Annotated in this window: 19 protein-coding genes; 16 read left to right on the top strand and 3 right to left on the bottom strand. The window is 48.0% G+C overall.

The annotated features are described in order from the left end of the window. Nucleotides 1–46 precede the first annotated feature (46 nt). Both D3D03_RS07755 and D3D03_RS07750 read left to right on the top strand, forming a co-directional pair. Nucleotides 47–3,628, top strand: coding sequence for a GEVED domain-containing protein (locus tag D3D03_RS07755; protein ID WP_119923273.1), 3,582 nt, complete (start codon nt 47–49; stop codon nt 3,626–3,628). A 15-nt stretch (nt 3,629–3,643) separates the two neighbouring features. After that, nucleotides 3,644–4,333 carry an ankyrin repeat domain-containing protein gene (locus D3D03_RS07750; RefSeq protein ID WP_119923272.1) on the top strand — a complete coding sequence of 230 codons (690 nt, stop codon included), beginning with the start codon at nt 3,644–3,646 and terminating at the stop codon, nt 4,331–4,333. A 44-nt stretch (nt 4,334–4,377) separates the two neighbouring features. On the opposite strand, the gene D3D03_RS07745 is transcribed toward D3D03_RS07750, so the two are convergent. The 3 genes from D3D03_RS07745 to D3D03_RS07735 are packed head-to-tail and all read right to left on the bottom strand — an operon-like array spanning nt 4,378 to nt 7,065. Then, nucleotides 4,378–5,946, bottom strand: coding sequence for a type II secretion system protein (locus tag D3D03_RS07745; protein ID WP_119923271.1), 1,569 nt, complete (start codon nt 5,944–5,946; stop codon nt 4,378–4,380). Nucleotides 5,947–5,963: 17 nt separating this feature from the next. Beyond that, entirely contained in the window at nt 5,964–6,578 is a 615-nt protein-coding gene (locus D3D03_RS07740) for a type II secretion system protein (RefSeq protein WP_028105910.1), read from the bottom strand. Next, nucleotides 6,541–7,065 (bottom strand): prepilin-type N-terminal cleavage/methylation domain-containing protein, encoded by a 525-nt coding sequence (locus D3D03_RS07735; protein ID WP_028105911.1) that lies wholly within the window; start codon nt 7,063–7,065, stop codon nt 6,541–6,543. Before D3D03_RS07735 ends, D3D03_RS07740 begins: the two co-directional genes overlap by 38 nt. Before the next feature lie 175 nt (nt 7,066–7,240). On the opposite strand from D3D03_RS07735, the gene D3D03_RS07730 reads away from it, so the two are divergent. From D3D03_RS07730 to mreD, 14 genes are all read left to right on the top strand, one after another. Then, nucleotides 7,241–8,611, top strand: coding sequence for a G5 domain-containing protein (locus D3D03_RS07730; protein ID WP_233550670.1), 1,371 nt, complete (start codon nt 7,241–7,243; stop codon nt 8,609–8,611). Nucleotides 8,612–8,637: 26 nt separating this feature from the next. After that, complete coding sequence (locus D3D03_RS07725; RefSeq protein ID WP_119923269.1) at nt 8,638–8,952, top strand: hypothetical protein; 315 nt, start codon at nt 8,638–8,640, stop codon at nt 8,950–8,952. 8 nt (nt 8,953–8,960) lie between these two features. Continuing rightward, nucleotides 8,961–10,625 (top strand): GspE/PulE family protein, encoded by a 1,665-nt coding sequence (locus D3D03_RS07720; protein WP_028105914.1) that lies wholly within the window; start codon nt 8,961–8,963, stop codon nt 10,623–10,625. Further along, on the top strand, nt 10,622–11,665 hold the full coding sequence (locus D3D03_RS07715; RefSeq protein WP_119923268.1) for a type IV pilus twitching motility protein PilT: 1,044 nt from the start codon (nt 10,622–10,624) through the stop codon (nt 11,663–11,665). The genes D3D03_RS07720 and D3D03_RS07715 overlap by 4 nt, the downstream gene beginning before the upstream one ends. A 4-nt stretch (nt 11,666–11,669) precedes the next feature. Further along, entirely contained in the window at nt 11,670–12,887 is a 1,218-nt protein-coding gene (locus tag D3D03_RS07710; protein WP_119923267.1) for a type II secretion system F family protein, read from the top strand. Nucleotides 12,888–13,025: 138 nt separating this feature from the next. Then, entirely contained in the window at nt 13,026–13,550 is a 525-nt protein-coding gene (locus D3D03_RS07705; protein ID WP_119923266.1) for a type II secretion system protein, read from the top strand. 58 nt (nt 13,551–13,608) lie between these two features. Beyond that, on the top strand, nt 13,609–14,364 hold the full coding sequence (locus tag D3D03_RS07700) for a prepilin peptidase (protein WP_119923265.1): 756 nt from the start codon (nt 13,609–13,611) through the stop codon (nt 14,362–14,364). An 18-nt stretch (nt 14,365–14,382) separates the two neighbouring features. Further along, nucleotides 14,383–16,125 carry a type IV pilus biogenesis protein PilM gene (locus D3D03_RS07695; protein ID WP_119923264.1) on the top strand — a complete coding sequence of 581 codons (1,743 nt, stop codon included), beginning with the start codon at nt 14,383–14,385 and terminating at the stop codon, nt 16,123–16,125. Next, nucleotides 16,122–16,850, top strand: a complete 729-nt coding sequence (locus tag D3D03_RS07690) for a hypothetical protein (protein ID WP_119923263.1) — start codon at nt 16,122–16,124, stop codon at nt 16,848–16,850. The genes D3D03_RS07695 and D3D03_RS07690 overlap by 4 nt, the downstream gene beginning before the upstream one ends. Before the next feature lie 107 nt (nt 16,851–16,957). Further along, entirely contained in the window at nt 16,958–17,536 is a 579-nt protein-coding gene (locus D3D03_RS07685; RefSeq protein ID WP_119923262.1) for a Maf family protein, read from the top strand. A gap of 46 nt (nt 17,537–17,582) precedes the next feature. Further along, nucleotides 17,583–18,215 (top strand): RadC family protein, encoded by a 633-nt coding sequence (gene radC, locus D3D03_RS07680; RefSeq protein ID WP_174544507.1) that lies wholly within the window; start codon nt 17,583–17,585, stop codon nt 18,213–18,215. A 161-nt stretch (nt 18,216–18,376) separates the two neighbouring features. Continuing rightward, nucleotides 18,377–19,411: a rod shape-determining protein gene (locus D3D03_RS07675; protein WP_026832425.1), complete on the top strand. Its 1,035-nt coding sequence runs from the start codon at nt 18,377–18,379 to the stop codon at nt 19,409–19,411. A gap of 14 nt (nt 19,412–19,425) precedes the next feature. Then, nucleotides 19,426–20,310, top strand: coding sequence for a rod shape-determining protein MreC (gene mreC, locus D3D03_RS07670; protein WP_026832426.1), 885 nt, complete (start codon nt 19,426–19,428; stop codon nt 20,308–20,310). Continuing rightward, nucleotides 20,303–20,806, top strand: coding sequence for a rod shape-determining protein MreD (gene mreD, locus D3D03_RS07665; protein WP_026832427.1), 504 nt, complete (start codon nt 20,303–20,305; stop codon nt 20,804–20,806). The genes mreC and mreD overlap by 8 nt, the downstream gene beginning before the upstream one ends. Nucleotides 20,807–20,808: the final 2 nt, after the last annotated feature.

Raw genomic sequence — 20,808 nt, 5'->3', positions numbered from 1 at the left:
AATATAGTCCTAGATTTTACGATCTTATGACGAGGAGACGATTGAGATGAAGCGTTGGGTACGTCTGTTTGTAGTCAGTCTATTGATCTTTACTAGTTTTACGTATATACAGCAACCACATACAAAAGCGGCGACCGGGGAGAAGTTCAAGATTTTAGAGGTGCGCGATGCCTGGTCGACGACGAACCGGATTGATCCCGGTACGACGGTGACCTCCATGTTGACAGGATTGGATATGAGCCGGTACGAGATTAAGATGATGACAGTCAAGGAACTGAATGCGTCGCGTTTCCCGCTTGACGGAGCGTTTGATGCGATCGTTTTTGATCCGTCTGCATTTTCGGGAACAGATCGATATTCGATGACTGTTTCCGATACGAAAAAAAATCATAATACGAACAAGATTGAAAATGATATTACAAAGCTAAAAGCAAACGAGATTCAAAATGCATATGTCAAAAAAGGACTACCTGTCTTTTTGCATCAAGATGTTTTGACACATTCGTCGAGTAACTTTACGGCAATTTTTAAAGAGACCCCGGTGTATACGGATCTTTCTACCGTCATTTCAAGATTGAAACTGCAAAAGGTCGTCCGCCCTCGTTTGGCAGGCGTATCTGTCCAACAAAAAGGAACGGCTCTGACTGGCGTTGATAAAGGAACGACAGCCGTTCCGAACGTCCCGATTGATTTTACGTACACGACGAGCGCTGAAAATACGAATCAACTTGTTCAACTGTACATTGATTTCGACAGCAATGATCAATTTGAAGAGTCGGAAAAAGTCGATGAAAAACCGGCAGGGAAAACGGGTACACTAAGCTATAATTTTGACGCGCCAAGTTATACCGGTCCACGGAACTGGATGATTCGTGTCTCAAGCAGTGATGGCTTGACGGACTACAAAACCGGTAGTTTTTTGATGAAGGATCAGGTTGCGGAAGCAAAAATTCTTCAAGTGACTCGAAGCGGAGCGACGGGTTCGATCAATGGTTTCATGAATTCGGGAACGCTGTTGAAGCAAGACGGATTTTACGATTTTAACGTAGAAGTCATTACCGCGGATACGTTTAATAAGACGTTCTCGACCAAAAACATAAATACGTCCTACGACATGCTTGTATTCGGTTTTCAGGATTCATATGGGGCTGCTTCATTGAGCGATGATGCCTCAAATGCCATTCTGGCGTTTACGAACACGGGACAAGGTCTGATGTTGTCCCATGATACGATTTTTAGACCGAATCAATCAGCAAGTCCTGAACTGTTTTGGGAGAAGAAGTTTGCCGGACTCGCCGGACAGAAAAACTTTACCAATATGGGATACGCAGCACCACGGACGTCAGGTCAAGCCGTTAAACAAAACGAGGGTGTCATGACGTCGTATCCCTTTACGTTAGGCAATAGCGTTCAGATTGCGACGACCCACAACCAATATTTTGGTCTGGACTTAGAACAACCGGACTTGATTCCATGGTATAACATTCGTGAAAATAACGTCGCTTCGACAAATCAGGATGCCGGACGTACGATCGGTGATGCCCGAAATCATTATTATATGTATACAAAAGGGAATGTCACCTATTCCGGAGCGGGACATACTTCGACCTTCAACCAGCAACAGGAAAAAGAGTTGTTCTCGAACACGATGTACCGTGCTTTCATTGGTGCCAACCACAAACCGCTTCTGAAAAATATTTTGCCGGAAAATCAGGCGAGTTATTTAGACAACGAACCACTCACTATCTCATACAAAGTAAATGACTATGACTTACGGGACCGTGAATTAAAAACACGTATTTATATCGACAATGAAAAAGTGTATGAGAATGATAAATTGAAAAACAATTCCTTTGTCAGTGAGACGTTTACCGGGAAATTAGCTGGTAAGACGTCAGCCGTAATTCGGATCGAAGCGGAAGATCAACGTGGCGCGAAGACGATTGAAACACGGACGATTCAAGTCGTTCAGCCGTCCGCCTCATCTCCGTTTACGTTGTCACGTTCGATTGATCCGGCGACGATCCCACAAGGGGAAACAGCAGACATTACCTATACCGTTAAAACGAGTCCGATGCTTCAAAAAGATGCAATCGGAAATAATGGATATATCATGGGGCAATTCTCTGTCACGATGGAAGATATCCTCTTCAGTGAAGATTTCCCGGGGAATGTTGAGGTAATCTCAGCGACAGGGCTCGGTAACGTGAAGATTGTCAATCAAAAGTTGACCGGGAACGTGCCGGATATCGAATATGATGAAGCAATTGCCGGTGTTCAAAAAGGATTGTGGATTGCTAAACCATCTGAGCTGACCTTTACCGTAAAGGTCCGGGCAAAAGATGCAGCCGGTGTTCATCTGTTTGATAAAAAAGATAATTCGATGACTTCCACGAAAACGGTCTACCGTGATAAGAAAAATGGAGTCGATAAATCAAAGTCCGTTGCGAATGACACACAAGCTTTTCCGACGCTAGGGTATGCACTGTCAACACGTTATGCGACAGAAGCCAAAATCCCATCCGTCCGTATCGATATCAATACACCGTCATATAAAGTCTTGCCTGACATCAATCCGGCAGGCAGTCAATACGGGACGTTGAAATGGTCGATTGCAGATACGAGTATTGCAACGATCAATCAGGAAGGAATCATTGTACCGAAAAAAATTGGTACGACGGATATCAAATTGATTGTACCTGTCGCAAATGGCAAAGAACTGGTCGCAACATCCAAATTGACCATCAATGATGTATTTGGCGGATTGATTGTCCGTGATGTGCCAAATGTGTTGTACGTGGGGCAAACGAAAGCGATGACAGGGGATGCCATCATGTTGTCCGGAACAGACGCACCAATCAAATGGATTGTGACGAATCCTGGATCTGTTGAATCAAAAGGGAAAGACACCGATACGTTGAGCTTAACGGGCGTTAAACCCGGTATGCTGACCGTTCAAGCAGTCGTGCCAGCAACTGCAGGCGCAACGACCTACTTGGCGCAATCACAAGTCTATACGATTGAAGTCAAGGTTCCGGAACTAACGGTGAATCCAAGCAACTTGGAACTATGGGTCGGGACGACAAAGGATGTGACGGCAACATTTTCACCAGATATCCGCTTACCGTTTGTTCTTTCGAAAATCAGTGATGCCATTGAACTGACAGCGACCGGTAACGGATACACCGTCAAAGGATTGACCGGGACTCTAAACGGTCCGATTGATGTACTGTTACAGTTAAAAGATTTCCCGGATACGCAAGCGATCACTAAAATCAATGTGCGTGAAAATCCACTGACGTTGACGGCAAATGATTTGACGATGACACTACAAGACGATCAAAAACGCCCGCTTCTCAATTGGCTGCCCGTTACGACGACGGAACGTTTCTATCGTCTCGAAGTCCTGCAAGGGAAAGAATACGTCAAGACGGATGCGACTGCTCAGACGCTGAAGGCACTTCGTCCGGGTGTTGCCCGAGTGAAGGTGACTGCCTTAAAAGAAGACAAGAGCGTTTTTGAAGTATTGAAAGACGGAGAAAAAGAGAAGCAACCGTTGACAACAACGTTTAAAGTCACGATTTCATCTGAGGGATCGGCGGGAGAAAGTGATACGGATGTGTATTAAAGAGGAGCCAACGACGTGACACGAAAAAAAATCATGATCGTCGTTCTCCTGTTCTTGATTGGAATCGGAGGAACGACGTATCTGTTAATCGATTATCGAAATCAACAAACCTTTGAAGCGAGCCTCAAGGCAAATGATGCGACTAAGTTGCAACAAGCAGCAGAAGCTGTCAATTTATCGACAAAAGAACGAAATCGGTATATCCGGCAATTTCAAGAAACACTCGAGTATGACAAAGCACTCGTCCTGTTGGACCGGACAAGTGCTAAAAATCAAACCAATTGGTTTTATGTCGCGCAGTTTGCCCCGAAGAATGTCGTAGCGGATTGGTTGCAAGCAGGCGCGTCCGTACGACAAGTGAACAAGGAACGACAAAATGTGTTACATGTCGCAACAAGTGTCAATCGTTCGGTCGATGCCTACGCTTTACTCGTCAAACAAGCAACGAAACGCGAATTGAATCAGCAGGATCGATCCGGTCATACCCCACTCTATTATGCAACCGTCGATCAAAACCAAGAAGCGATGGAGCTGTTACTTGCAGCGGGTGCTTCGCCGGATAAAGGGAAAGATCGCCCGATTTACGAGACCGTCAAACAAAACCGGAAAGATCTTTATCAAGTGTTAGAAAAAAGCGGTGCTTCAGCAACACGTAAACAAGTGAAACAATTGGCTGAAACGTATGGTGCAGCATCCTTTGAGTAACTGAAAACACGACATCCGCTGTTGACGGGTGTCGTGTTTTTTGGTCATGGAAGTCGTTTCGGCGTTTCGACATAGAGTTGAACGGCCCGGCTGAGCGGAAGCATCGCCGTCGGATTTTGAAGAACACTCGCATCATAGGTTAAACGAAGGCGGGATTTTTCAGCATCAGCGGATTGCTTGGCCTTCATCAAGGTCTCGAGTGCTCTTACATCTTGCGGGAAACTATTTTCGGGTAAATCAAGTGTTCCGCGGTAGGCATTGACTTCGAGACTGCCTTTCGTAAAGATTCCGCCTTGAAGGTTCATCGTCGAACCAACGGAATAGATTCGGTTCAGCTTTGGATCATCGCTGTATAAAAAAGCACTCATATCGGGTGTTGCTGTTTTTGGTGTTGAAAATTTATTGACGCGGTTAATCGTCAAACTTCCTTTACTGAGAAGGATCAAGGTATTCTGACTGGATGAACTGGCAATTCCTTGAATGTTCGCATCGTCCAGGCGGCTCGACCCCGTCGAAAACATCGTCGTCGCAAAGCTGACGTTACCGCGGATCAGCAAATTACCGAGAACAATCATCGGGCGTTTGATTTCAAGCGGTCGATCGATGGGGTTGAGGGAAGAAATCGTCAAGTTACCGTCGATGATAAGGGGTTCAGTGGAAGCTTTGACGATGTCGTCGGTAATGGTCACCGTGTTGTTTTCTGTTGGTGCCGGTCGAATCAGTTGTTTGTCTGTACTTAGTTCGTTTAAAAATGGACCTGATAAGACAGCCTGTTTGATTGGTTGATCTCGTAAGTAACTCGATAACGTGGCGAGTGGCGTGGTACTCGGAATATCTAAAAAATCGTTTAAAGCGAATTCAAAATCAAACGGGACCAAGGCGTCTTTTGTGGCCAACAAGTCCGTTTTGACGGTCGAGTCGAATACACTTGAATCACAAGGTAAAAAATCACGACAGCTCAATAACGGTTGGTCCTTTGGCTGGAACACCTTGACTTGACCATCAATGTAAGACCGGGCCGTTTTATCCGTATACTTCCCTGAAACACCATTGTAGATGAAGTTAGGTGACGCTGATACTTGCAACGATTCCCGGGAAAAGACATTTCCCTGAATCCGCGGCGCGCCATTTAAAATCACTTGATTGTCCGAACCTAAGATGTAGTATAAAAAACTTGGAATCGCAGACAGATAAACGCGTTGTGAATACGTTTTCCGGACCGTCGGCTGATCGCCTTTTGTTTCTTCGACCTCTGCGGTCAAATCAAATGCTTTGACCCGGATGTTCGAGGCCGCCTCGTTTAAGACGATTTTGACATTCGGTGCGGAAGCCGCAAGTTTTAAAATGATTTGATTGGTTGGATCCTTAAATAATTCGGTGGAAGAACTGGTTGGATTGGTGCCGGCCGTCGTGGCAACGATTTGTTGCAGGGCAGCGATGGCTTGATTCAATTCATTTTGTGTCGCTGATTCGACTTCGATGTTCGTGCCCCGGATTTCCGTCAACCGGGTGGATTGTAGACTGATACCAATTGTCGCCACTGCCAGTACGGACAGAACGGTCAATGTCACTAATACAAATAGTAGGGTGTAACCTTCTTCAGATTTTCGCATAGGTCGTCCTTTCTGCCTTAGAAGCCGATCGTACTCGTGAGGGTTTGTGTTTCTTCTTGATCAACGGACTGAATGGTTAAGGTAATCGTCAAGATGCCGTGAATGACATAGACACCTGGATAGTCGCCTGTTGTGATCGTGACCGTTTCCGGACGTGATAACGTAAATGTTTTTTCAACGCGTGTCTGGTCATTGATGCTTTCGGGCGGTCCTTTATAAATCAAAGTCGTCTGTTCGGTTTCTTGCTCGGCAAATGTATAGGTGATCGGATCGACCGTCTCGTCTGTTTGGTCTTGATTGGCGTTATACGGTACAAAACCGGCAGAGCGTTCGAGTAAGCCGGTCGCTTGACTGAGGCTCGGCAATGTTTTTTGATAAAACGCTAATTCATTGGGTTGATCGATGCGAATAGCGTCGAAACCCGTAATCTCGTTCAGAACCATCCCGACGGAACTGTCGGCTTCGCTTCGTAATTCACTGATGATGCCTGTTGCCTGAAAACTTTTGGTTCCGGAGATGAAGACGGTTAAGATGACGGCGCTGAAAATCGCGGCAATGACGATGGCGACCAATAATTCAACGAGCGAAAATCCGTCACTTCGTTGACGGAAAACTTTGATTAAGCGTCGCATTCGTAATCGATCCTTTCAAAGAGGTAATGGGTTCTGGTTGTCCGTCCGGATACACGTACACGTAAAGATCGAGTAGGTTCGGATCGTTTTGTCCGTTGATTTTATGCGGCGTGACACTGAACTTCACATCAAACGGGAGATTATTTATTTCCGCATCGTTGAAGATTGAGTCACAAATAGCCGATACACCACATGACGGCGTGTTCGGCGTCGGTACTTCAAAAGCTCCATTTTGATAAATCGTCAATTCTGCCTGTTTCGCTAAGGTATCAAAAGCGAATGGACCAGCATCTGATTCAATTGCTTCCCGTTCGATATAGGAGGCGGCATTTTTCGCTAAGTAATTGGCGAAGGTTAACTCTGTACTGTCTCTGGACGCTGAAAGTGATTGTGAAAAAATACTAATCAAGGAAACCGAGATTATCGATAAGATAGTAATACTGACTAACACTTCAATTAACGAAAAACCATGTTGTTCGTCTTGCATGGACTCACCTCGTGTCTGAATCAATAGGATGTCTGAACTAAAAAATGAAAAACGGTATGTATTCTCACATGAAGAAAGTATTTGTCAGGTAGGACTTATGTTTCATCATAATATTCATTATAATGGAAATACTAGACACCTGAAATGGTTATTTCATACGGAAAGGAAACAGATGATGATAAATTTAAAACGTTTTGCTGTACATACGTTACTGCTAGTCGCCTTAATCGCCTTAATCTATGTTCCTTCGTTTGCCTTGATTTCCTTTACCGGCAAAGCAACAGTCTCGGAAAACTTCTCTGACACGGCGCGTATTGGTTCTGTTCCTGTCAGTGGTTTGACACGTAAAGAAGCCAAACCGAAAGTCCAAGAAGCCGTTACCGCTTGGTCTAAAAAAACACCGTTGACGGTCGGGACGGGAGAAGAGACGCTTCCGATTCCGACAGAACTCGTGACGTTTCAGATCGATGAGTCGATTAAAGCCGCATCGTTGAAAAAAGGTGGTGCGTTACAAGTCACCATCGATGAAGCGGCGACGGAAGAATATTTAGCGACACAACCAATTACATACACGGAAGAACAAATCCAGACCTTTAAAACGTGGTTAGTCAAGACCAGTGAAAAATTAGAAGAAAGTAATTTTGATCCGGCAGAAACGGTCGCAGCTGTGGACCCGACAGGTGAAGTCGTTTCGAGTGTCACGTTCATGACCCGTTCGGCAGCTGAAGAACAGATGATTGATGCGATGGCACAAGTCGACATCAAGGCCGGTCAATTGATGAATGTGAAGACGTACGGCATGGATCCGGTTGCGGCATCCTTCATCGGCAGTAAACTGTATGAATTATTTGCGAAGACTCCTTTTGAAATTGTCGAACGGATGCCACATCCCCAGTTACCGGACGATGTGACGCTCGGGTATGACGTCAAGATTGATGAGAAAACAGATTTTGCCGTCCGGAATACACAGGCGGTCAATTATCAGGTCATCGCGACGAAAAACGGAAGTGATGTCACGCTGGAATTACGCGGAACTCCGTTCAAAGAAACGGTCACAGCCGTACTGGAAGCTGAAAAAACGATTCCATACCGGACGATTACCCGCTACTCTCCGACATTATCTGCCGGAACGAGCAGTGATACCCAATCGGGTGTGGAAGGGAAATCAATCGAATTGTATCGCGTCACGAAGTCGAACGAAGGAGAAATCAAACGATTGCTTGCGCTTGATTTTTATACTGCGACACCAGCCATCGTGACGAAAAGCAGCCAGGAAGAAGCGCCGCCAGTCGTGATCCCGCCGGCAGAAGAATCAACGGACGACACGACAGATGACTCAACGAACGACGGTACGACTGAAAATCCGACGGACAATACAGATAATGCGACGGACGGATCAACCGATGGATCAACCGACGGTACGACAACGCCGGAACAACCCGTTACACCGGATCAACCGACATCACCGGATACACCGGATGCGCCGACGACAGGGGATCCGGCATCACCCGTCGATGGTGAGCCGACGGACGGCGCAGTCGGCTGATACTGCTATAAGAAAAGAGGATGAATATGAACTGGACGGACTTAGCGATTGAACTCGGTATCATCATTGGTCTTGCAACCATCATTTGCGGATTGATGTTTGCCATTCAAATTCCTTTTGTGACGACAATGGCGGCCAAAGTGACGCTCTCAATAACCGCATTGGTATTAGTCACTTCACTCTACATGATCGTCAAAATGGATTGGATCACAAACCCGTTTGTCATTGCGGGATACGTGATCACTATTTTAGTCATCGCGGCCATTACGAGTGTGATGGATGAAAAAAAGCAACAGGTGACACCACTTGACGAAGAAGAAACATGGCACGCGGAAGGATGACGAGGTAAATGGCAATGAAACGGAAACGATTGGGTGAAATGTTGTTAGAAGAAAGTGTCGTGACGGAAGCGCAGATCGAAGAAGCGTTATCCGTCAAACGGACGACGGAAAAACTAGGGGATACCCTGCTGCGACTCGGTCATTTGACAGAACAACAATTGATTGAAGCCTTGCATCATCAATTAAAGATTCCGGTCATCCAACTGTACAACTATCCGGTTGACGTGGCGGTCACGAAATTGATTTCAAAAGAGCTGGCCCAACGGCATACGCTTGTTCCGGTCTACCGTGAAGGAAACCGTCTGTTCATCGCGATGGCCGATCCGATGGATTTGATTGCGATTGACGATCTCAGGCTTCAAACCGGCTTGATGATTGAAGTTGGTCTTGCGACACGTGACGAGATTCGACGGACGATCCTCAAATATTACGACATCGATTCATCGTTACGGGAGTTGCTTGAGTCGGACGAGATGACGATTTCCGATACGTCGCGTGATACGGTGACCCGCGAAGATGCACCAATCATCCGCCTCGTCAATCAGATTCTCGAGAACGGTATCTCCCAACGAGCATCGGATATTCATATGGATCCGCAAGAAACGTCGTTATCGATCCGAATCCGGATCGACGGAGAACTTCGAACGGAAAACAATTATCCGAAACAGATTCAAAACATCCTGACGACCCGGATCAAAGTGATGAGTGAACTCGATATCACCGAGACCCGCTTGCCGCAGGACGGACGGATCAAGTTTCTTTATAATGGCGTCGCCTATGACTTCCGGGTCTCGACGCTGCCGACCGTCTACGGTGAGAAAGTGGTTATCCGGATTCTCGACAGTTCGAATTCGAATATCTCGATTTCAAAAATCGGATTCAGTGAGCGGAATGAACAACAGTTCCGTGAAATGCTCAAACGTCCAAACGGCATCATCTTGATCACGGGACCGACCGGCTCCGGAAAATCGTCGACGCTTTATGCGGCGTTAAATGGATTAAACGATGAAACGCGGAACATCATCACGGTCGAAGATCCGGTCGAGTATCAGGTCGACGGAATCAACCAAGTCCAGGTCAACTCGAAAATCGGGTTAACGTTCGCCAGTGGTTTGCGCTCGATTTTACGGCAGGATCCAAACGTCGTCATGGTCGGGGAGATTCGTGACATCGAGACAGCCGAGATTTCAATCCGGGCGTCCTTGACCGGTCACCTGGTCCTCTCGACGTTGCACACGAACTCTGCGGTCAGCTCGATCACCCGGTTGATTGATATGGGAGTGGAACCGTTCCTGGTCGCCGCCTCGGTAACGGGACTGATTGCCCAGCGTCTTGTCCGCCGGGTCTGCCGCGATTGTGGCGAAGTCCAACCGTTATCGAAACGCGAGGAAGAATTGTTCGCACAAGAAGGGATTGAAGCAACAACCGTCATGCGTGGCCGTGGTTGTTCGTCGTGTAACATGACCGGATACCGCGGACGGTTAGCGATTCAAGAAGTCGTCATGGTCGATGAGGTTTTACGACGGATGATCATGAATCAATCAACGGAGAGTGAAATCACGATGTATGTAAGATCGCAAGGACAACGGTTATTGTTGGCGGATGGTTTGTCGAAAGTGGCCCAAGGCATCACGACGACAGAAGAAATTCTACGGACGGTGATTTCCGAATGAGTACGATGGAACGCGCACAAATCGAAGACATCCTACGGTCATCAAAAGAAAAGGGCGCATCTGACGTCCATTTGACGGCGGGATCACCGCCTGTCTTTCGTGTCAACGGCACATTGATGCCGTTTGGAACGGACAAGATGAAGCCAATCATCATCGACGGATTCGTCCGTTCACTGATTACCGAGGAAATGTATCTCCAACTCAAACAAGACCGCGACATCGATTTTTCGTTTGGTGTGCCGGGAGTCGCCCGCTACCGCGTCAACTGTTTTTATCAGCGCGGAGCGCTGTCGATGGCTTTTCGGACCATTCCGACGGAGGTGCCGACACTCGAACAACTGTCGTTACCACCGGTCTTAAAACGTTTCCTGACAAAGCCCCACGGGTTGATTCTCGTGACCGGTCCGACCGGTTCCGGGAAATCGACGACCTTGGCTGCAATGATCAACGAGATCAACCAGACGATGTACAAACGGATCATCACGCTTGAAGATCCGATCGAGTATTTACACAGCCACCAAAAAAGTTTGATCGACCAACGGGAAATCGGAATTGATGCCCCGCGGTTTGCGACCGGTTTACGCTCGGCGCTCCGGCAGGATCCGGACGTCATCTTACTCGGTGAGATGCGGGATCTGGAGACGATTTCGACTGCCGTCACGGCGGCTGAGACCGGTCATTTAGTGTTTGCGACCGTGCATACCTCGACGGCGGCGTCGACCGTCAGTCGGATCATTGACGTCTTCCCGTCGGAACAACAGGATCAAATCCGGGCGCAACTGGCGAACGTTTTGGCCGGCGTCGTCTCGCAACGGCTGATGCCGCGGACGGACGGGACAGGACGTGTTGCCGCCCTCGAAATCATGGTCGAGACACCGGCTGTCTCAAACCTGATCCGGACCGGCAAAGAATATCAGATTCAATCGATCCTGCAGACCGGCAAACAATACGGGATGCAGACGATGCAAATGGCACTACAAGACTTAGTAAGTCGGGGCTTGATCCCAGCATCAGCCGCGACACCTTACATATCGGGGTGAATCAATGGCAGTCTTCATATATGAAGGTCGAACGATGGCCGGTAAACGAAAAAAAGGAAAAATTACTGCTTTAACCAAACGGGAGGCGGCCGAACGATTACGGACCGATCAAATTGCCGTGACGTCACTCGAGAAACAAGAATCAAAAGGGTTAAATACCGAAATTACGTTTTTGACCGCTAAACCGAAAATTGAGCATCTCGTCATGTATGCCCGACAATTCGCGACACTTGTCCGATCGGGCGTTTCGATCGTCAAGGCAACCGAAATCTTGCGGAAACAGACGGAATCGAAACCACTGGAACGGGCGCTCGTCGAAGTCGAGGATGATTTACGGAGCGGGATTCAGTTTTCACAGGCCATCGAGAAACATCCCCGCGTTTTTGATACGTTTTTTGTCAGTATGGCGATGGCCGGGGAAGCGAGCGGAAACTTGGAGGAAGCACTGGATAACATCGTCACCCAGCTGCAGAAGCAGTATGAAATCAAACGGAAGGTCATCTCCGCCTTAATCTACCCGGCGGTCGTTTCAGTTGTTGCAATCGGCGTCGTCGTCTTCTTGATGCTGAACGTCGTCCCGACGTTTGCTTCGATTTTTGATCAGCTCGGCAGTGAATTGCCGTTGATTACGAAAATCGTCGTCGCGGTATCGGACTTTTTTGTCGCCTACTGGTGGGTCTTGCTACTGATTGTCTTTGGGTTGCTCGGTCTGTTGTACTTCAACTTAAAGAATGAACGGCAACGGGTGATCTTTGACCGCCTGATATTAATGATTCCGGTGTTTGGACCGTTGATTCAAAAATCACAAATTGCCTTGATGACACGGGGGCTGGCCGTTTTACTGAATGCCTCCGTCCCGATTCTTGCGTCACTCGACATCACAGAACGGATCGTCACGAACCGGGTCATCCGCAAAGGGATCGCCGGCGCGAACGAAGCGATGTCCCGGGGGATTCCGATGCACGAACCGTTATCAAAAAACAAATATTTTCCACCTCTCGTGACGCAGATGATTGCAATCGGGGAGGAGTCGGGACGGCTCGACTCGATGCTGACGGAAGTTGCCGACTTTTATGAAACGGAAGTCGAAACGACGACGGATCGCTTGAAGTCAATCATTGAGCCGTTATTGATCGTCGTTTTGGCCGTCATCGTCGGTGTCATCGTCATCGCGGTTGTTGTACCGATGTTTAAAATCTACTCCGATATCCAAGCCAGTTGACAACTGTCAAAACATTTACCTTTTGTACAAAAAAGTCATTTTCTACAAAAAATATGGTGCTACTATAATAGTATTCATCTGGACAGTATGACCTATACACCAGTCGCAGTTAAAAAGTACTAGGGAGGAATAGTAAACATGTTAGAACGTATGAAAGAAATCTGGTTAGATGCAAAACAAATGCGCGATGAGCGTGGTTTGACATTGATCGAGTTACTCGTAGTTGTCGTTATCTTAGGTATCATTGCAGCAATCGCTGTCGTCGCCATCGGTGGATTGATCGAGAACTCACGTAAGGATGCGGTTGTATCTGATGCGAAACAATTGGTAGCAGCAGCAAAACTCTACACATCTTCAAACCCGGTTCAGCCTGGGGAAACAATTAAAGTTGGTGTCAACGAAGATAAAAAAGCGATTGCAGCTAATGCTGTTGCTAAAGGGACGGAAGCCGCTCCGAGAACAGATTCTTTAAAAAAATATATCGATGATATGAAAGATGCGTTAAACTCAGATGCTGACTATGAAGATTCATTCGTAACCGTTACTGAAAAGAACGGATCGTATGAATACAAAGTCACTTTAAAAAGTGAATCTACAGCTTACACATACTTTACAGGTGCAAATCCAAAAGATTTAAAACGTTCTGGAGTAGTTGAAAAATAAGATGAAAGCCCCCATCTCGGGGGTTTTTTTCTGAACTTTTTTAAGGAGGGAATGCACGATGACTGTCGTCTTTACCGTTTATTTTTTCCTGATCGGGATGCTTGTGACCTCATTTACGAACGTCGTTGGTTTACGGGTGCCGGTCGGGGAATCGGTTGTCCGTCCGCGGTCGCATTGTCCGAACTGCGGGCATGTTCTGGGTCCACTCGAGTTGACGCCGGTGATCGGTTATCTCGTTTTGCGTGGCAAATGCCGAACGTGTCAGTTGCCAATCTCCATCAAATATCCGGCGCTCGAATTACTCGGTGGCATCCTATATGCCTACGCCTTTTATCAGTTCGGTTGGTCGATGCAATTCGTCCTGTCGATTCTGTTGACGAGTCTACTCAGCATCCTAGTCATGTCCGATCTTGCCTATATGCTGATTCCGAATAAAATCTTATTATTCTTTTTACCGATTAGTCTGATTGTTCGCTACCTTTCTCCCCTTGAGAACTGGTATAATCCAATTATTGGCGGATTTGTCGGCTTCTTTCTATTGTTCGTGATCTTTCTTGCGTCACGTCAAGGGATGGGGGCTGGTGACGTGAAACTATTTGGATTGCTCGGTATTTTTTTAGGACCGTTAGATGTCGTGATTGCGTTGTTCGTCTCTGCTTTTGTCGGCTCGATTATCGGACTGACGTTGCTTGGATTAAAACGGGTCCAGCGGAAACAACCGATACCGTTTGTGCCGTCGATCGCCATCGGGACACTACTGACATATTACTTTGCGGACGATTGGATAAAGCTTTATCTCGATCTGTTCCTCTAGGAAAGGAAGAATCTACATATGCCGCAAGCTAGGCGCAGAGGTACATATATTTACTTTAATTTTACGGATGTCGGGATTTTCGGAGCGGTCGTCAAAAAAGGGGTCATCAAACGCCGTGCCGTCGTCTCGCTTCCGCCGGGGACGCTTCAGGGCGGATGGTTACAGCCGGAAGCTTCGCTTGATTTGATTTTTGACAGCTTGCTCGCCAAGCTGAAGGTACCCCGCGGTTCCCAAGCGGTCTTGGCACTCGACGGTTCGCTTGTCCTCGCCCGGAAACTCGAAATTCCCGAGACGATCGAGACGAATCAGATTCGCGGGTACTTGTTCATGGAACTTGGACACAGTATCGTCCTGCCGTTTGAAGAACCGTATTTTGATTACACGTTACTGGAAGAAGACGGTAAACGGGAAATCATGTTGTATGCCGCTCCAAACGAAGCGCTCAAACAATATATGGAGCTGTTCAAACAAAAGCATCTCCGGCTGGTCGCGGCTGAGCCGCAACCGCTCGCGACATTTTTTGGTCTCGACTCGCTTTATGAGGTCGAAGCGGACAGCAATCTGCTGATCTGGAACGTTAATGCGACGAATCATCAATTGATCATCATCGAGGACAAAGTTCCGCGTTTGATTCGTTCCGTTGATACGTTTGTCTCGAATGCCTGGGACGTTGATGTCATCGATGACCGCTTGCATTATCGGTATCGATCGGACGATGCGAACGTCGAAATGATTTTAGAAGAAATGTTGCTCGAATTTTCACGCGTACTTGATTTTTATCGCTTTTCGTTAGCACGGGACGGACGGGAAATCAGCCGGGTCATGTTGACGGGAGACTTCCCGTTTCAAGAGGAACTGGTCCGCCGGTTTGAAGCAAACTTTGATCTAAGGCTCGAACAAGTCCCGGATACGCTTGAGCTGACTGGTCAACCGGTTCCAAAAGCTTATCTGCCGCTTGTCGGTCTCGCGACGGTCCATAAAGACCGGATCAATCTGTTGCCGGACAGTGACGTTGCACCAAAGTTTCCGCTTGTCGCTTCATTAGTCTTGTTGCTGTTTGGCGGAATGATCGGTGGGTATCTCTACTGGCAGACCGATCAATTTGCAGACCGGATGGAAACAGCGAACAATCAAATTCAAATCGTCCGGACGCTCCAGTCCGAATCGGCGCAGTCCGCGAAACAAGAAGTCGCGCAGTTGAAACAGACGGTCGATGACCTTGAAGCGACTCCACGTCCGGCTGTCCCGGCACTCGAACGGATTACCCGTTACTTGCCGGAGCGGGGATACATCCTGCAGTTCGCCTACGCGGCGGATCATACGGTGACGATGAATGCCCAGTTCGAGACTCTGGACGAATTAAATGGATTTTACCGTCAGTTGTTGACGGATACTGCCTTTACGGGCATCACGTTGACGAGTGTGACGACTAAAACCATGAACGAAGAAGCGGAGGTCGTCACGTCGACGACAGTCGATCCGACGACCGGCGAAGAAATTCCGACGACGACGATCACACCATCGGATGACACAGAGACGGAAGAACCCCGTTACATCGGTCAATTTGCGTTGACGGTCGTCCCAGCGGAGGTCATCAAGGGCGAAACGAATCAAGCCGATCCGGATGCTCCAAAAGAAGATGGTACGACGGATCCAGCAGTCGAGCCGGAGTCAAACTCAGATGAGGTCGTTCCGGAAACGACGGACCCGGAACCGGGCGAAGTCGTCTCGACTGAAGTAGAGGAGGTGGAAGAAAATTGAAACGGTATAGTGGTTTCATACTTCTGGCCGTGACGATTTTACTTGTCGTCGGTGGTCTATCCTACTTTGGTTATACGACGTATACGACGTATCAAGAACTGAATCGAACGGAAGCGACACTCGAACGGGAACAGATGGCACTCGAAGCCGCGAAGGCGAACGAGCAGAAAGTCGATGTCGCGGAGTCGAGTTTCCTCCAGAAACAAGTCCCGGTCTTGCCGGCGAATGATGATGTCCTTGATGCCATCAATGCAGCGAGCCAGATTGCCGGTGTGAAAGTACAAGCCATTACATTTGGTACGGCAGGGGCTGAAACACCAGCATCACCCGTTCAGTCGACGCCAGTCGTTGACGGGGCGATGGCGACGGAATCGGAAACCGAAGCTGCCGAGACGGCAGAGACACCGGTCGCGGCGACGACCGCAACCGCTTTGCCGGCTTCTTTGACCGTGGAGGCGCCGTCGTATCTTGAATTGATGGCGTTCCTGAAGCAAATCGAACGAACGGACCGGATCACGATTTTACGGCAGATTCAGCTGACAGGTCCAGATGAACCAGGTGCGGGTAGTCAGACGATCGTCTTAGAAGACGAGATGATGTCGTTTACGGTCGAAATCGAAAGTTACTACCGTCCGGATTTGACGCAATTGATTCCGGATAAGAAGACGCCGTTACAGGAGACGACACCAAAATCCGATCCCTTTGTCGATGTCACAGGTAACTAAAGACGAAGCAAGTGTTTCTCCCTCTCGGAGAAGCACTTGTTTTTCGTTATACTGGAAGTTGATTGCAACAAGGCAGGTCGAAAAAATATGAAAAGAGCGTGATACTGATGTTAACGCAACACCACTTGATTCTGGCTTCCGCGTCTCCGAGACGGACCGAACTATTACGACAGATCGGTGTACCGCATACGGTGCGGCCGGCCGATGTACTGGAAGAAGCCCCTTATCCGATGTCTTCCGAGGATTACGTGATGTATTTGTCGCAAAAAAAGGCACGCGCTGTGGCACAACCCGGTGAAGTGATCTTGGCTGCGGATACGGTTGTGTCACTGGATCACCGGATCCTTGAAAAACCGGCGGACCGGTCAGCTGCCCTTGAGATGTTGCGGTTGTTGTCTGGGCGGACACATGAAGTCGTGACCGGCGTGACGATTTTAACGGACGAGCGGGAAGAGACGTTCACCGTGACGACAAAAGTCCGTTTTTGTACGATTCCGGAAAGTTGGATGCTGTCGTACGTCGCGACCGATGAACCGTATGACAAGGCCGGTGGATACGGTATCCAAGGCATCGGCGGACTGTTCGTTGAGGCGATTGACGGCGATTATTATAATGTCGTCGGCTTACCGATTAATCCAATCAGCCGTCGTCTCGATACGCTGGGAATCAAACCGATGTTTGCGTAATTCCTCGTCAGAAAGGTCGGATGTAGTGATTGAATGGCCGAAGGATATGGTTCAACTCAAAGGGTTGGCACAGGCGACGACGGTTGAGTTGTTGGCGTGTCTCGTTCGAAGCGGCACCCGGAACCGGGGACCGCTCGAAATCGCGGAAGAACTGCTCGACATCTACCCGTCCTTGATCGAACTCGAGGCGGCGGGTGTCGGCGGGCTCGAGAAAGCACCCGGTGTCGGAAAAGCCAAAGCGTTACAAATCATGGCCGGACTTGAGCTCGGACGCCGGCTCGTCACCGAACCGAAGTGGGTTCGCCCGGTCGTTCGTTCTCCGGATGATGCGGCAGAATTATTGATGGAGGAGATGCGCCTGTACCAACAGGAACATTTCATCTGTCTGTATTTGAACACGAAAAACGAAGTCATTTCCAAAAAGACGCTGTTTATCGGCGGTCTCAATACGTCGATCGTCCATCCCCGCGATATTTTCCGCGAAGCCATCCGCTGTTCGGCAGCAAGCTTCATTGCCGTCCATAATCATCCATCGGGTGACCCGACACCAAGCCGGGAAGATATCGAGGTGTCGGAGCGGATGGTCGAGGCCGGAAGATTGATCGGAATCAGCTGCATCGATCACCTCGTCATCGGGCATGGACAATTTATTAGTATGAAACAGCGGGGATTTATGTAAGAATAACGTCTGAGGGGGAAGTCTGTTTCCCGACCTCAGGCGTTTTTTCTTATGAATCAATAAATGAACTGTAAACAAGCTGTAACGTTTTAACGCTTTCCAAGGAAGGCTTTTCCGTTATAATTAGTGAAGTGTATTCTCAGAGAGGGGTTTTTTGAATAATGTTTGGATCATTTAGCCGTGAAATCGGCATTGACTTAGGTACGGCAAACACGCTCGTTTATGTGAAGGGGCAAGGAATCGTCGTGCGCGAACCTTCCGTTGTCGCATTCCGTACGGATACAGGAAAGATTGAAGCAGTTGGTAATGCTGCGAAGAACATGATTGGACGGACACCGGGGAACGTGACGGCACGACGCCCGATGAAAGATGGGGTTATCGCCGATTATGAAACAACGGCTACGATGATCAAATACTTCATGGACCAAGCAACAAAGAAAAAAGGATTGTTCTCATCAAAAACGAACGTCATGATCTGTGTACCAAGCGGTATCACATCGGTCGAAAAACGGGCGGTTGAAGATGCAGCGAAACTTGCTGGAGCGCGTGAAGCGTATACGATCGAAGAACCGTTCGCAGCAGCAATCGGAGCCGGTCTCCCGGTTTCAGAACCAACAGGATCCATGGTCGTCGACATCGGTGGCGGTACAACAGAAGTCGCTGTCATCTCACTTGGTGGGATCGTGACGAGCCAATCGATTCGTGTCGGTGGAGATGAGATGGACGAGTCGATCATTCGTTACATCAAATCAAAATACAACCTGATGATCGGAGAGCGGACGGCAGAGACGTTGAAAATGACGATCGGTTATGCCCGCATCGATGAAGAGTCAGAAAACGAAACGATGGAAATTCGTGGACGTGACCTTGTCACAGGACTTCCGAAGCAGATTGAAGTGACAAGTGCAGAAATTTGCGACGCCTTATCCGATACGGTGGATGCGATTTTAGCAGGCGTCAAACATACGCTGGAACAGACACCGCCGGAATTGTCAGCGGATGTCATGGATCGCGGAATCGTCTTGACAGGTGGCGGTGCCCTCTTGAAAAACTTGGATTCAGTCATTGAAGACGAGACACGCATCTTGACACTCGTTGCGGAAAACGCACTCGACTGTGTTGCAATCGGTACAGGTAAATCACTGGAGATGATGAATGTATTGCGTTCGAAATCAGGCATCTCACAAAAAAGATAAGGACGGGATGAGCGATGAAGCGATTTTTAAATAATCGAAAACTGCTCATCACACTCCTTAGTTTTCTCCTTTTGGTGATTTTAATCGGGATTTCGCTTCAGGGACGTAACCAAACCCACTGGTATCAAAGTTTTGTCCGCGATACGGTGGGGGTCGGGCAACGTCTGTTTGCGACACCGATTGGCTGGATTGATGATACGGTCACTTCGGTTAAAGAAGTGCGCGATGTGTATAAGGAAAATGAGTATTTAAAATCACGACTGGGGGACTATGCGGGAAATTCCGTCAAGGTCCGCGACTTGGAACGTGAAAATGAAGAATTAAAAGACATGTTGAACTTAAAAGGTTCGATTCGTGACTATACATTACTTCCGGCAGAAATGATCGGTCGGACGTCATCCGAATGGCAACGATTCGTCACGGTCAACATCGGAAAAGAACAAGGTGTCAAAGCCGATATGGCAGTTGTGACAGCAGACGGACTGATCGGCCGCGTCATTCAGACGAGTGCCTACACGTCGCTCGTGCAACTACTGTCTGATACAAGCCGGACGAACAATGTCTCCGCGGTTGCGGATGATACAAAAGGCAAAGGGGTATTCGGAACGATCGAAGGATTTGATGAAGAAACGAATCTGTTGAAGTTCACGAAGATTCCAAACGATGCCAAATTAAAAAAAGGTCAGACGGTGACGACTTCGGGACTTGGTGGTAAATATCCAAGCGGAATCGTTGTTGGGAAGATCGAACAGGTGAAATCGGATCAATACGGTGCTTCGAAAATTGCATACGTCAAACCGGCAGCAGACTTCGAACAGTTTGGTCACGTTTTCGTGATTCAACGCGAAGCGAAGGAACCTTTCGCTGAGACCGACAAGGGAGGGGACACTAGTGAATAACATCAAGTTGTTTTTCGCCGTGTTCCTTCTTTTTATCTTGGAAGGGACGCTGTTTGCGGGTCCGCTCGGAGACGGTTCTCCGTATGCCGTGCACGTGACGCTGATTGCGCTGATGTTCTTGGGACGATACGGCAGAATCGAACAGGCACTTGGTTTTGGTCTGTTATTTGGTCTGTTGTATGATTTCGTCTACTCGGATATCATCGGAATTTATTTATTTGCACTATCAGCCATTCCGCTTTTTAGTAGCTTCGTGCTAAAATATGTAAAGGAGAACGTATTAACGATTATCGTCACCTTTACGTTCAGCGCTATTTTGTTTGAACTGGATATCTATTTCTTTACGGCTTCGGTCGTCGGTGTCGAGGTTCCCTTCAAGGAGCTGGCGACACAAATCATTCCAAGGAGTCTCATTGCCCAGTTGATTGGAATCATCGTGTTGTATTATCCGATGACGCGTCTGGTGCAATCCACATTTGATGAGAAAAGAGGATGAGT

This window comes from Exiguobacterium sp. RIT452, assembly GCF_003598705.1.
Lineage (GTDB): Bacteria > Bacillota > Bacilli > Exiguobacteriales > Exiguobacteriaceae > Exiguobacterium_A > Exiguobacterium_A undae.
The sequence above is the reverse complement of the archived record's forward strand: the minus strand, read 5'-3'. Positions and strand labels throughout refer to the sequence as shown.

What these genes read in the sequence shown, in the direction of transcription:
- D3D03_RS07745 (WP_119923271.1), bottom strand. Translation starts at nt 5,946, where the DNA reads ATGCGAAAATCTGAAGAAGGTTACACCCTACTATTTGTATTAGTGACA.
- D3D03_RS07730 (WP_233550670.1), top strand. Translation starts at nt 7,241, where the DNA reads ATGATAAATTTAAAACGTTTTGCTGTACATACGTTACTGCTAGTCGCC.
- mreC (WP_026832426.1), top strand. Translation starts at nt 19,426, where the DNA reads ATGAAGCGATTTTTAAATAATCGAAAACTGCTCATCACACTCCTTAGT.
- D3D03_RS07685 (WP_119923262.1), top strand. Translation starts at nt 16,958, where the DNA reads ATGTTAACGCAACACCACTTGATTCTGGCTTCCGCGTCTCCGAGACGG.
- D3D03_RS07740 (WP_028105910.1), bottom strand. Translation starts at nt 6,578, where the DNA reads ATGCGACGCTTAATCAAAGTTTTCCGTCAACGAAGTGACGGATTTTCG.
- D3D03_RS07720 (WP_028105914.1), top strand. Translation starts at nt 8,961, where the DNA reads ATGGCAATGAAACGGAAACGATTGGGTGAAATGTTGTTAGAAGAAAGT.
- D3D03_RS07675 (WP_026832425.1), top strand. Translation starts at nt 18,377, where the DNA reads ATGTTTGGATCATTTAGCCGTGAAATCGGCATTGACTTAGGTACGGCA.
- D3D03_RS07710 (WP_119923267.1), top strand. Translation starts at nt 11,670, where the DNA reads ATGGCAGTCTTCATATATGAAGGTCGAACGATGGCCGGTAAACGAAAA.
- D3D03_RS07705 (WP_119923266.1), top strand. Translation starts at nt 13,026, where the DNA reads ATGTTAGAACGTATGAAAGAAATCTGGTTAGATGCAAAACAAATGCGC.
- D3D03_RS07725 (WP_119923269.1), top strand. Translation starts at nt 8,638, where the DNA reads ATGAACTGGACGGACTTAGCGATTGAACTCGGTATCATCATTGGTCTT.
- D3D03_RS07735 (WP_028105911.1), bottom strand. Translation starts at nt 7,065, where the DNA reads ATGCAAGACGAACAACATGGTTTTTCGTTAATTGAAGTGTTAGTCAGT.
- D3D03_RS07755 (WP_119923273.1), top strand. Translation starts at nt 47, where the DNA reads ATGAAGCGTTGGGTACGTCTGTTTGTAGTCAGTCTATTGATCTTTACT.
- radC (WP_174544507.1), top strand. Translation starts at nt 17,583, where the DNA reads ATGGTTCAACTCAAAGGGTTGGCACAGGCGACGACGGTTGAGTTGTTG.
- D3D03_RS07700 (WP_119923265.1), top strand. Translation starts at nt 13,609, where the DNA reads ATGACTGTCGTCTTTACCGTTTATTTTTTCCTGATCGGGATGCTTGTG.
- D3D03_RS07695 (WP_119923264.1), top strand. Translation starts at nt 14,383, where the DNA reads ATGCCGCAAGCTAGGCGCAGAGGTACATATATTTACTTTAATTTTACG.
- D3D03_RS07715 (WP_119923268.1), top strand. Translation starts at nt 10,622, where the DNA reads ATGAGTACGATGGAACGCGCACAAATCGAAGACATCCTACGGTCATCA.